Source organism: Aeromonas sp. MTB, assembly GCF_056632455.1.
On the sequence record NZ_CP147026.1, the window covers coordinates 1,003,987 to 1,015,584 of the forward strand.

The following is an 11,598-nucleotide window of genomic DNA, read 5'->3' on the forward strand; positions in this document are numbered from 1 at the left end:
CGCCATAAAACGACGTGATGACAGTGAGTAAGCGGTTAGTCACATCCGCGGCAAAGTGGGGCGATCAGGGCACGATAAAGGCCTGTTCCAGCCCGCCCTGACGTACTTTTTCCAGCACACTTGCCTGCTGGTCGGCGGCGACCGGGCCAATCAGCACCCGGAAAATGGCGCCATGGGCATCGATCCGGTAGGGCACGCCGTAACGCTGGGTCATCACCTTGCCCATCGCCTCGGCCCGATCCCGGGAGCCGCTGGCCAGTACCTGGATCATCTTGCCATCCCCACTGCTGGCGGGCGCTGCAGCCTTGGCTGGTGCTGGCTTGACTGGTACCGCTTTGGCGGGCTTGGCGGCGGGTGCCTTGACAGGAGCCGGATCGGCGGCGGGAGTAGCCATCGCCAGTGCGGTCGGTTCACCCAGGAAGCCATCTTGCGACAGCGTGTTGGAGGCCGCAGCCGGAGTGGTCGGAGTCATTTCGATGGGCTTCATCGGCTCCATGATCACCATCTGATCCGGAGTGTCGCTGATCAGCTCCAGCCGTACTCGGGCCTCACCGCTATCGACCATCTCCAGCTGCTTGGCCGCTGCGTAGGAGAGGTCGATCAGGCGCGGGCTGTTGAATGGACCGCGATCGTTGACCCGCACTATGGTCTCCAGCCCGTTGTCCAGATTGGTGACCCGCACATAGCTCGGGATGGGCAGGTTGCGGTGGGCGGCACTGAACAGCTTGCTGTCCAGCACATCGCCGTTGGCGGTCTTCTGGCCGTCCAGATCCGGCGACAGCCAGCTGGCGGTGCCCTCTTCGCTGTAGTGTTTGATGTCGCGCCACACCTCGTGCTTTTGCTTGCCGATCCAGTAGTCCCGGTTGCCGCTGGCACTCAGGGGCTCGGGGCGCGGAATGGCGCCGGTGGCTTGCGGGATCTCGATAACGGGTGGCTTGCTGACCGGTGCTTGCGGCTCGACGGGGGCGCTCTGTTCCGGCTGGCTGCTACAGGCGGCCAGCAACAAGCTCAGGCTGAGCGGGAGGAGTTTGTGACGAAGATGCATACGCTTCCTGAATGGCTTGGCTAAGTTGATACACCGCCATCGCATAGAGTGGGCTGCGATTGTAACGGGTGATCACATAAAAGTTATGCCGTGCGACCCAGTATTCCGGTCCATCGGCTTGGGCAAACGCCAGTAACTTGACCGGCGTCTGTGGGGCCAGCGGCGTGGCGAGCTCAATCCCTGCCGCCGCCAGTTCTGACCACTGTTGTGTTAACTCGGGCTCAGGCCTGAGTAGAGGTTCGACTGCCATCAACCCGATCTGGGCCGGTTCCACCACGGATTCGCCCCAGCGCCACTGGTGGCTGGCAAAATAGTTGGCCACGCTGCCGATGGCATCGACCGGGTTGGCAAACAGATCCCGCTTGCCATCCCCGTCAAAATCGACGGCGTAGTGGCGGTAGCTGGAGGGCATGAACTGCCCCATCCCCATGGCGCCGGCATAGGAGCCCTTGAGGGCATCGAGTTGCCACCCTTCCTCTTTGGCCAGCACCACCAGCTGGGCAAACTCCTTGGCAAAGAAGTCGCTGCGCTCCGGGTAGTGGAACCCCAGGGTGTAGAGGCTATCGAGCACCGGATGATGGCCCATCTGGCGACCGTAGAAGGTCTCGACCCCTATGATGGCCACGATGAGCGAGGCGGGCACCCGATAGGTCTGCTCCGCGCGAGCCAGCGTCTCGGCATGTTGCTGCCAGAACTGCTGGCCGTCACGGATGCGCTCCGGGGTAACAAACAGCGGCCGGTAGCGATGCCAGGGTTTGGCCTCCCACGGCTTGCTGATGGTGTCGAGCACCTCTTGGCGCAACTGGGCGCGGGCGACCGCGGCCTGCAGCTCCGCCAGCGGCACCTGCTGCTGGTCGGCGAGCAGGGCCAACCGATCCGGCGCCACGGCGGCGGTCGCCATCGTGGTGGCGAGCGAGAGCAGCAATCCAACCCGTCTCATCAGGCGAGCAGTCTTCTATGAGTCTGAATGGACATCAGGATACCGAATCCGGCCATCAGGGTCACCATGGAGGTGCCGCCATAACTCACCAGCGGCAGGGGCACCCCTACCACCGGCAGGATGCCGCTCACCATGCCCATGTTGACGAACACATAGACGAAGAAGGTGAGGGTGATGGCGCCGCCCAGCAGTCGCTCGAAGCTGTTCTGGGCCTGCATCGAGATAAACAGGCAGCGGCTGATGACGTAGAGGTAGAGCACCAGCAGCAGGGCAACCCCTACCAGACCGAACTCCTCGCTGAATACTGCGAAGATGAAGTCGGTATGGCGCTCAGGCAGGAACTCCAGCTGGGACTGGGTCCCTTGCAGCCAACCCTTGCCAAAGACGCCGCCGGAGCCGATGGCAATCTTGGACTGGATGATGTGATAGCCGCGGCCGAGCGGGTCTTTCTCCGGGTCGAGCAGCATCAGCACCCGCTGGCGCTGGTAGTCGTGCATCAGGAAGAACCAGAGCACCGGCATAAAGGCCAGCATCAGCAGGACCGCCAAGCCGATCAGCCACCAGCTGAGCCCCGCCAGGAAGATGACGAAGAAGCCGGAGGCGGCCACCAGAATGGAGGTGCCAAGGTCAGGCTGGGCGGCGATCAGCAGGGTGGGCAGCAGCACCATGATGAGGGCGATCACTACATGGCTGAACTTGGGGGGCAGCGAGTGGCGACTGAGCCAGGCGGCCACCATGATGGGCATGGAGAGCTTCATCACCTCGGAGGGCTGGAACTTCATAAAGCCCAGATCGAGCCAGCGCTGGGCCCCCTTGCCGATGTGGCCGAATACGTCCACCGCAATCAGCATCAGCACCACCACGGCGAACAGCGGCACCGACCAGCGGGCGTAGAGGGAGGGGGGCAGCTGGGCCAGGCCGATCATCAGGGCAAAGGCGAGACCGCCGCGCACCAGCTGGCGCACGATGGAGTCCATATCCTGACCGGAGGCGGAGTAGAGCACCACCATGGAGAGGGTCATCACGGCCAGCAGACCGAGCAGCAGGGGCAAGTCGATATGCAGCTTGTACCAGATGCTCTGCTGGCGGGCAGAATTACTCATTGGGAGCGACCTCACTCGGTTGGGACGGCTTTTCCGGTGCCGGTGGCAGTTGCGGATCAGGGGGCAGCAGATAGGCATCCAGCATCTGGCGAGCAACGGGGGCCGCATTGGTACTGCCACCACCGGCGTTCTCCAGCACCAGCGCCACGACTGCCTTGGGTGTTTCATAGGGGGCAAAGGCGACAAACAGGGCATTGTCGCGATGCTCCACTTTCATGGTTTTGGCGTTGTAGACCTGATTCTCTTTCATGTTGACCACCTGGGCGGTGCCGGACTTGCCTGCCGCCACATAGGGGGTGTTGGCAAAAGCGCGACGGCCGGTACCTTCGTGGCCGTTGATCACTCGCCACATCCCCTCCCGCGCCACCTGCCAGTAGCTGTCGCTCTTGGTTTTGAGCGCCATGTTCGGGTTGATCGGAGCATCGACCACTCCCGCTTGGGAGGCGGTGCTCTTGAGCAGGTGCGGGGTGACGTCGTGACCATTCTGGGTCAGGATGCTGATCGCCTTGGCCAGCTGGATTGGCGTGGCGCTCCAGTAACCCTGACCGATACCGATGGAGATGGTGTCCCCCTGATACCAGGGCTGACGCCAGCGGGCCATTTTCCAGTCACGGGACGGCATGACCCCCTTGGTCTCTTCATAGAGGTCGACGCCACTGTACTGACCGAAGCCGAACTTGGTCATGTAGCTGTGGATCTTGTCGATGCCGACTCGATAGGCGAGATCGTAGAAGTAGGTATCTGCCGAGACCTCGATGGCGCGATAGACATCGAGCCAGCCATGACCCCAGCGGCGCCAGTCGCGAAACTTCTTGGTGGTACCGGGAATGGAGAAGCTCGGGCCGCCGAAATAGCGATAGCCCGGGGTAATGGCCCCCTCGTTGAGCCCCATTACCGACATCATGGGTTTGACGGTGGAGGCGGGGGCATAGATGCCCTGAGTGGTGCGGTTCACCAGCGGCCGCGCCGGATCGTTGAGCAGCGCCGAGTAGTTGGCGCTGGAGATGCCGGTCACGAACAGGTTGGGGTCATAGCTGGGGCTCGACTCCATGGCGATGATGGCGCCGGTTCTCGGGTCCATCATCACGATGGCGCCGCGCTGGCCGGCCAGCAGTTGCTGGGCCTTGAGCTGCATCCGGACGTCGATATTGAGGTAGATATCCTTGCCGGGAATAGGCGGCTGGAACTTGAGGGTGCGGACAATCCGACCGCGGTTGTTCACCTCGACCTCCTGATAGCCCGCCACACCGTGCAGCTCATCTTCGTAATACTTCTCCACCCCCTGCTTGCCGATATCCTTGGTGGCCGCGTAGTTGGCGAGTTTTTCTTCCTTCTCGAGGCGCTCCACGTCACGGGTGTTGATCTTGGCCACATAGCCCAAAGCGTGGGTGAGGGTGTCACCAAACGGGTAGTAGCGTTTGAGGTAGGCCTCGATGCTGGCGCCCGGGTAGTTGTGCTGGTTGACCGAGAAGAGGGCTACCTGATATTCGGTCAGTTTTTCGTAGAGGGGGACCGGCTTGAAGCGGCGCTGGCGCTTCACTTCGGCGAGGAACTTCTCCTTGGTGCCCTCTGGCAGACCCAGCAGGGTGATCAGCTGGTCGGCGGTTTTTTCGAGATCTTTGGTCTCTTCCGGCACAATTTCCAGACTGTAGACCGGGCGGTTTTCCGCCAGCAGCACGCCGTTGGCGTCATAGATGAGGCCCCGTGGTGGCGCCACCGGTACCACGCGGATACGGTTGGAGTTGGAGCGAGTCTGGTAGGTGTCGTAGGACTCGACCTGCAGATAATAGAGATTGCCCAGCAGCACCAGCATCAGCACGACGATGCCGATGTAGGCTACCAGGGTGCGCCGGAAGAACAGATTGCCCTCGGCACTGTGATCGCGCATTTCGATGCGTTGTTTCAGCATGCCTTTACCTCAAGACCCTTGGGGGCAATAAGAGCAGGAACTGCATTGTTCACTCTCTGTGATAGGGGTGAATATGAGAGGTGAGACTCCAGAGACGCATGGCTCACTCTCTATGATACGGATGGTTGGTGGTGATGCTCCAGGCCCGATAGAGGCTCTCTGCCACCAGCACCCGCACCAGCGGATGGGGCAGGGTGAGCGGTGACAGTGACCAGCTCTGTTCGGCGGCAGCCTTGCACTCGGGGGACAAACCTTCCGGCCCGCCTACCAGCAGCGCGACATCGCGGCCATCGAGTTTCCACGCCTCCAGCTGGGTCGCCAGCTGTTCCGTGGTCCAGGGCTTGCCCGGAATGTCGAGGGTGACGATGCGCGAGCGCCCCGCAGCCGCCAGCATGGCTTCCCCTTCCTTCTGCAGGATGCGGGGAATGTCGGCATTTTTGCCCCGTTTGCCTGCGCCGATCTCGACGAGTTCAAACGGCATGTCTTTCGGGAAGCGGCGACGATACTCTTCGAAGCCATGCTCTACCCAGGCGGGCATCTTGGTGCCCACCGCAATCAACTGGATCTTCATGGTCGTTACACTTGTGCTCTTATTGCGTATTCATTTGGGCGGCACCGCTCCACAGCTTTTCCAGTTGGTAGAAGTCACGATGTTCATCCTGCATCACATGCACGATCACCGAGCCCATATCTACCAGCACCCATTCACCGCTCAGTTGCCCTTCCACGCTCAGCAGATCCAGACCCGCGTGGCGGGCCTCGCTGGCCAGATGGTGGGCAATGGCGCTGACGTGACGACTGGAGTTGCCGGAACAGATGATCATGGTGTCAGTAATGCTGGATTTGCCGCGTACATCGAGGGTGATGATGTCGCGGCCTTTCATGTCATCGATCTTGTCGATGATAAAGGCATGCAATTCTTGGCCTTGCAATGAGTCTCTCCTGTATTCCGGCGCGCAGCGTTTGCGTCAGGGCGGCGGATTATATCATGGTCACTCCCGTTTCCCATCGGGTGGGGCGGGATTACGACAGGGGCTAGCGGCGGTTGGCGCGGTAGAGCCCCTCTTGATCAATATAGTGCGCAACCGACTCGGGCAAGAGGTAGCGGGTGTCTTGTCCCGCATCCAGCAAGGCCCGCAGTCGGGTGGCTGACAGCTCGATGGGCTGGTTGTCCGCCAGCCAGATATGACCGGCCAGACGCAGATGCAGCGCGTTGGCATCTGTGGTGTGCTGGCGCGCCAGCAACTGCGCCACCTCGGCCGGATAATCCGGTTGCCAGCCCGGCCGTACGCTCACCACCAGATGGGCATAGTCGAGCAGCTCCTGCCAGCGGTGCCAGCTTGGCAGGCTCAGCAGGGAATCCATCCCCATCAGAAAACAGAGCGGCGTATCGGGCAGTTCATGACGCAGCTCGATCAGGGTATCGATGGTGTAAGAGGGCTTGTTTCGTCTCAGCTCCCGCTCATCTACCACAAAGTGGTGGTTCTCCGCCGCCGCCAGTTTGACCATGGCAAGGCGCTGTTCGCTCGAGCAGAACGGATTGGCGCGGTGGGGCGGGATATGGTTCGGGATCAGCCGCATCTCGGCCAGCCCGAGGGCATCGCGCGCCTCGATGGCCGGGCGAAGATGACCGATATGGATGGGGTCGAAGGTGCCGCCAAGCAAACCGACAGGCGCCTTCAGCACGGGCTGCTCTCCATCACCAGCGGCAGCGGGGTGCCATCACGAAAGCCGAGGGCAATGGTCTGCAGCATCAGCCAGGCCTGTTCGGTATCGAAGCGGCGCTGGGCATCGTCCGATTGGGCCATCAGTTGCCACAGTTGCTGCAACTTGGCAAATGGCAGCCGGGTCAGTGCTTGCTGAATGAGCTGCTGGCGGCTCTGCCAGATGCGCAGGCGGCTGAAGTGCTCACCCAGCGGCTGGCCGTTGCGCATCGCCAACGACAGCTCGGTCAGCTGCTCCAGCTCGCGGCAGAGGGTCCAGGCCAGCATCCCCGGCTCGGTACCTTCGGCCCGCAGGGCGGCCAGAATGCGCTGGGCCCGGTTCACCTTGCCCTCCAGCAGGGTATCGACCAGCTGGAACGGGGTGAAGTGGGCGTGACGGATAATGGTCTCTTGCAGATAGGTGACGCTGATGGGCTGGGGCGGCGAGAGCAGGGTCAGCTTCTCGATCTCCTGGCTGGCGGCCAGCAGGTTGCCCTCGTAGGAGTGGCACATGAAGTTGATGGCATCCGGCAGCGCCTTGAGGCCGAAACGCGCAAAACGGGCGCTCATCCAGCGGGGGAAGAACTTGGGCTCCGGATGGTTGACCGGCACATAGGTGCCAATCTGGTAGAGCTTGTCGAACCAGGCCGCCTTCATCTGGGTCTGGTTGAGGCGCCCGCCGCTCAGCACCAGCAGCAGGTCGGGATGAAGCTGCTTGCCAATTTCGCTGATACGGGCAGCCAGATCCTTGTCCACCTTGGCGGGCAGTTCCAGCTCGATGATCTGGCGGGCGGAGAAGAGGCTCATGGCCTGACAGGCATCGTAGACCTGATTCCAGTCCAGCCCCTGTTCCACCACGAAGGTGTGGCGCTCATCGAAACCCTGCTTGCGGGCGACCTGACGGATGGCATCGATGGCCTCCAGTCGCAGCAGGGGCTCGTCGCCAAAAACGAGATAGCAGGGCCGAAGCCCTGCTTTGAGGTGGTCACCAAATTGTTCCGGGTAGATCCGCATCAGAAGCTGACCTGACTCAACTGCCGGATCACCTGATTGGCCGCCTGCTCCTGCATCTCGCGGTTGAGCTGCTCCTGCTCACGGGAGGAGGCGAGCGCTGCATCCGGCTTGTTGAGGAAGCTGCGGTTGAAGTTGATGGGGAAGACCTGAGTCGGCTTGCCCGGTACCGAGATGGTGAACTGGGTACCAAAGCCCAGCACATATTCGGTGTCCGTCCCCAGCGCGTTGACCGAGGCGACCTGACTGGTGCTGCCTACGCCGCCCAGAGTGAGCACCGGAATGCCCTCCTTGTCGGCCAGGGTCACGCCAGAGGCCTTCAGGCGGGTGGTAACCATCCGGTAGAAGTCGCTCTTGTTGTCGCCCACGACCTTCATGGTCATCAGCTCGCTCGGAATGCCGTTGCCGCGCATGTGAAAGCCGCAGCCTTGCAGCAGCAGACCAGCCAGCACGATGGCCATCCAGCGGGTGAAGATGGTGCCCATAGAAAATCCTCTTTGCATTAAGGGAAAGCGGCGGGCGCAGGGCCCGCCGTTATCATCCGTTTGCTGTCACAGATTGGCAATGATCAGTTGGTAACCAATCAGTTGGCAGCCAATTAGTTAGCGACAATATTGAGCAGCTTGCCAGGTACATAGATCACCTTGCGCACGGTCAGACCGTCGGTGAACTTCTGTACCGAGGCATCGGCCATCGCCAGCTTCTCGACGTCGGCCTGGCTGATCTCGGCCGGCACGGTCAGCTTGCCGCGCATCTTGCCGTTGATCTGCACCACCACCAGCTTCTCGGTCTCGACCATGGCCGCTTCATCGGCCACCGGCCAGGCTGCGTGATCGATGTCGTCGCCCTTGCCCAGCATCTTCCACAGCTCGAAGCCGATGTGCGGGGTGATGGGGTAGAGCATAACAACGACAGCTTCCAGCGCTTCCTGCATCAGGGCGCGGTCCTGCTCGTCGTTGCCCAGCTTGGCCAGATTGTTCATCAGCTCCATGATGGCGGCGATGGCGGTGTTGAAGGTCTGACGGCGACCCACGTCATCGCTCACCTTGGCGATGGTCTTGTGCAGTTCACGGCGTACCGCTTTCTGCTCGTTGGTGAGAGCAGCCACATCCAGCGCGGCAACGGCGCCACCGGAGACGTGTTCGAAGGTGACGCGCCACAGGCGACGCAGGAAGCGCTGGGCACCCTCTACGCCGGAGTCGGACCACTCCAGTGTCATCTCGGCCGGAGAGGCGAACATCATGAACAGACGGACGGTATCGGCGCCGTAACGCTCGACCATCAGCTGCGGGTCGATGCCGTTGTTCTTGGACTTGGACATCTTGGTCATGCCGGAGTGCATTACCTCACGGCCTTCGTTGTCGATGGCCTTGGTGATACGACCCTTCTCGTCACGCTCTACCTTGACGTCGGTCGGGCTGACCCAGACGTTGCCGCCCTTCTCGTCTTTGTAGTAGAAGGCGTCGGCCAGCACCATGCCCTGACAGAGCAGGCGCTTGAACGGTTCGTCACTGTTCACGAGGCCAGCGTCACGCAGCAGCTTGTGGAAGAAGCGGGCGTAGAGCAGGTGCATACAGGCGTGCTCGATGCCGCCGATGTACTGATCCACCGGCAGCCAGTGGTTGGCAGCAGCCGGATCCAGCATGCCCTTGTCGTAGTCCGGGGAGCAGTAGCGCGCGTAGTACCAGGAGGACTCCATAAAGGTGTCGAAGGTATCGGTCTCGCGGAACGCTTCCTGACCGTTGTAGGTGGTCTTGGCCCACTCGGCATCAGCTTTGATCGGGCTCTGGATACCATCCATCACCACATCTTCCGGCAACAGTACCGGCAGCTGATCTTCCGGTGTCGGCACCACTGTGCCGTCAGCCAGGGTCAGCATCGGGATGGGGGCGCCCCAGTAACGCTGACGGGAGACGCCCCAGTCACGCAGGCGGTAGTTGACGGTGCGCTTGCCCTTGCCCAGCCCTTCCAGCTTGCTGGCGATGGCATCGAAGGCGCCCTGGAAGTCGAGACCATCAAACTCGCCGGAGTTGAACAGCACGCCCTTCTCGGTGTAAGCCGCTTCGCTCACGTCGACGTCGCCATCAACCGGCTTGATCACCGCCTTGATGTCGAGGCCATATTTGGTGGCGAATTCGAAGTCACGCTGATCGTGGGCCGGAACCGCCATAACGGCGCCGGTGCCGTAGTTCATCAGCACGAAGTTGGCGACCCAGACCGGTACCTTGCGGCCATCCAGCGGGTGAACGGCATAGAGGCCGGTGGCCATGCCCTTCTTCTCCATGGTGGCCAGCTCGGCTTCGGCTACCTTGGTGTTCTTGCACTCTTCGATGAAGGCGGCCAGCTCCGGATTGTTCTGGGCTGCTTGCAGCGCCAGCGGGTGACCGGCAGCGATACCAACATAGGTGACGCCCATGAAGGTGTCCGGACGGGTGGTGTAGACCTCCAGCTGCTCAGCCTGACCCTCGATAGCGAAGCTGATGTTGACCCCTTCGGAGCGGCCAATCCAGTTGCGCTGCATGGTCTTGACCATCTCCGGCCAGCCTTCCAGATTGTCGATGTCGCTGAGCAGCTCTTCGGCGTAGTCGGTGATCTTGATGAACCACTGGGGGATCTCTTTTTGTTCCACCGGGGTGTCACAGCGCCAGCAGCAGTTGTCGACCACCTGCTCGTTGGCCAGCACTGTCATGTCGTTCGGGCACCAGTTGACGGAGGAGGTCTTTTTGTAGACCAGACCCTTCTCGTAGAGCTTGGTGAAGAACCACTGCTCCCAGCGGTAGTAATCCGGTTTGCAGGTGGCGACTTCACGATCCCAGTCATAACCCAGACCCAGCATCTTCAGCTGGTTCTTCATGTATTCGATGTTTTCGTAGGTCCAGGGCGCCGGTGCGGTATTGTTTTTGATCGCGGCGTTCTCGGCCGGCAGACCGAATGCATCCCAACCTATGGGTTGCAGCACGTTCTTGCCATTGAGGCGTTGATAACGGGAGATCACATCACCTATGGTGTAGTTACGAACGTGCCCCATGTGTAGTCGACCAGACGGATAAGGGAACATGGACAGGCAGTAGAACTTCTCCTTGTCTACCTTCTCCACGGCCTTGAAGGTTTTCTTGGCATCCCAGTGCTTTTGCACTGCTGGTTCGATTGATTGGGGAACGTATTGCTCTTGCATTGGTGACATCCGGATCTGTGAAATGAATAGATAAATCAGCTGGGAAATCGCAATAGAATACCCATATCCTGCGGCGGCAACAACCGCCAGCGTCCCTTGGGCCTTAAGCCGGGCCAGATCAGGGTTTAGTAGAGGAGTTAGAGCCATGGACAAACGTCAAAAAGGGTACGAAGCCTTCATTGCCGAGCTGCAAAAACAGTGGCAAGAGACTGAAGAGTTCCAGGGGGAGCGCCTCAACCGGATGATTGCCAAGGTGCAGGCCTATCTGGAGGCAGCAAGTGACCTGACTCAGGACGAACTGGCGCTCATCGCCGAGTATGTGAAGCGGGATCTGGGCAACTATGACGAGGGGCGCCATGACGATAGTGCGCAGGTCGAAGAGTCTGCTTTTATGCTGGCGCTCAAAGATACCGCCTGGTCCTGGCTGGCGGATGTGACCGACCGAGCCCAGGTGGAGTGGCGCGAGCTGGCCGACGAGCTGGAGCACAAGGGGGTTTACGAAGCGGGTGACTGGGTGGGGCTCGGGGTCATGGTGTGCGACCAGTGTGGCTGGCGCCATACCGTGCTGCATCCCCAGCAGCTCGATACCTGCCCTGAGTGCGGCTGCGCCGAATATCATCGCGAGCCGCTCTCGCCCTGAGTCATGCCATCAATGCGGACGAGATAACGAGCAAAAAGGCGCCATCAGGCGCCTTTTTCTTGCTTGCAGATT

The 11,598-nt window shown here is 61.0% G+C and carries 11 protein-coding genes; 1 reads left to right on the forward strand and 10 read right to left on the reverse strand.

Going from position 1 to position 11,598, the window contains the following annotated elements:
• Positions 1-64: 64 nt before the first annotated feature.
• From WBR25_RS04695 to leuS, 10 genes are all read right to left on the reverse strand, one after another.
• Positions 65-1,045 carry a septal ring lytic transglycosylase RlpA family protein gene (locus WBR25_RS04695; RefSeq protein WP_479749486.1) on the reverse strand — a complete coding sequence of 327 codons (981 nt, stop codon included), beginning with the start codon at positions 1,043-1,045 and terminating at the stop codon, positions 65-67.
• Positions 987-1,985, reverse strand: a complete 999-nt coding sequence (mltB, locus tag WBR25_RS04700) for a lytic murein transglycosylase B (protein WP_421290381.1) — start codon at positions 1,983-1,985, stop codon at positions 987-989. Before mltB ends, WBR25_RS04695 begins: the two co-directional genes overlap by 59 nt.
• The gene (gene rodA, locus WBR25_RS04705) at positions 1,985-3,088 is read right to left on the reverse strand and encodes a rod shape-determining protein RodA (protein WP_005335170.1); all 1,104 of its coding nucleotides are present in this window, start codon (positions 3,086-3,088) and stop codon (positions 1,985-1,987) included. The genes mltB and rodA overlap by 1 nt, the downstream gene beginning before the upstream one ends.
• Complete coding sequence (gene mrdA / locus WBR25_RS04710; protein WP_040066816.1) at positions 3,081-4,997, reverse strand: penicillin-binding protein 2; 1,917 nt, start codon at positions 4,995-4,997, stop codon at positions 3,081-3,083. Before mrdA ends, rodA begins: the two co-directional genes overlap by 8 nt.
• Positions 4,998-5,100: 103 nt before the next feature.
• On the reverse strand, positions 5,101-5,568 hold the full coding sequence (gene rlmH, locus WBR25_RS04715; RefSeq protein WP_005335166.1) for a 23S rRNA (pseudouridine(1915)-N(3))-methyltransferase RlmH: 468 nt from the start codon (positions 5,566-5,568) through the stop codon (positions 5,101-5,103).
• Positions 5,569-5,587: 19 nt separating this feature from the next.
• A complete protein-coding gene (gene rsfS, locus WBR25_RS04720) occupies positions 5,588-5,929 on the reverse strand; it encodes a ribosome silencing factor (RefSeq protein ID WP_005335165.1) in 342 nt (113 codons plus the stop codon).
• Between the two features lie 103 nt (positions 5,930-6,032).
• A complete protein-coding gene (gene nadD, locus WBR25_RS04725; protein ID WP_479749487.1) occupies positions 6,033-6,683 on the reverse strand; it encodes a nicotinate-nucleotide adenylyltransferase in 651 nt (216 codons plus the stop codon).
• The gene (holA, locus tag WBR25_RS04730) at positions 6,677-7,714 is read right to left on the reverse strand and encodes a DNA polymerase III subunit delta (protein WP_479749488.1); all 1,038 of its coding nucleotides are present in this window, start codon (positions 7,712-7,714) and stop codon (positions 6,677-6,679) included. Before holA ends, nadD begins: the two co-directional genes overlap by 7 nt.
• Positions 7,714-8,196, reverse strand: coding sequence for an LPS-assembly lipoprotein LptE (locus WBR25_RS04735; RefSeq protein ID WP_005335160.1), 483 nt, complete (start codon positions 8,194-8,196; stop codon positions 7,714-7,716). The genes holA and WBR25_RS04735 overlap by 1 nt, the downstream gene beginning before the upstream one ends.
• A gap of 113 nt (positions 8,197-8,309) precedes the next feature.
• A complete protein-coding gene (gene leuS / locus WBR25_RS04740; protein WP_479749489.1) occupies positions 8,310-10,886 on the reverse strand; it encodes a leucine--tRNA ligase in 2,577 nt (858 codons plus the stop codon).
• Between the two features lie 145 nt (positions 10,887-11,031).
• Here leuS and WBR25_RS04745 point away from each other — a divergent pair, with 145 nt between their 5' ends.
• A complete protein-coding gene (locus WBR25_RS04745; RefSeq protein WP_005335155.1) occupies positions 11,032-11,526 on the forward strand; it encodes a zinc ribbon-containing protein in 495 nt (164 codons plus the stop codon).
• Positions 11,527-11,598 lie beyond the last annotated feature (72 nt).

Bases quoted from the DNA above. Each gene is read 5' to 3' on its own strand.
- WBR25_RS04695 (WP_479749486.1), bottom strand. From the start codon at position 1,045: ATGCATCTTCGTCACAAACTCCTCCCGCTCAGCCTGAGCTTGTTGCTG.
- mltB (WP_421290381.1), bottom strand. From the start codon at position 1,985: ATGAGACGGGTTGGATTGCTGCTCTCGCTCGCCACCACGATGGCGACC.
- rodA (WP_005335170.1), bottom strand. From the start codon at position 3,088: ATGAGTAATTCTGCCCGCCAGCAGAGCATCTGGTACAAGCTGCATATC.
- mrdA (WP_040066816.1), bottom strand. From the start codon at position 4,997: ATGCTGAAACAACGCATCGAAATGCGCGATCACAGTGCCGAGGGCAAT.
- rlmH (WP_005335166.1), bottom strand. From the start codon at position 5,568: ATGAAGATCCAGTTGATTGCGGTGGGCACCAAGATGCCCGCCTGGGTA.
- holA (WP_479749488.1), bottom strand. From the start codon at position 7,714: ATGCGGATCTACCCGGAACAATTTGGTGACCACCTCAAAGCAGGGCTT.
- WBR25_RS04735 (WP_005335160.1), bottom strand. From the start codon at position 8,196: ATGGGCACCATCTTCACCCGCTGGATGGCCATCGTGCTGGCTGGTCTG.
- leuS (WP_479749489.1), bottom strand. From the start codon at position 10,886: ATGCAAGAGCAATACGTTCCCCAATCAATCGAACCAGCAGTGCAAAAG.
- WBR25_RS04745 (WP_005335155.1), top strand. From the start codon at position 11,032: ATGGACAAACGTCAAAAAGGGTACGAAGCCTTCATTGCCGAGCTGCAA.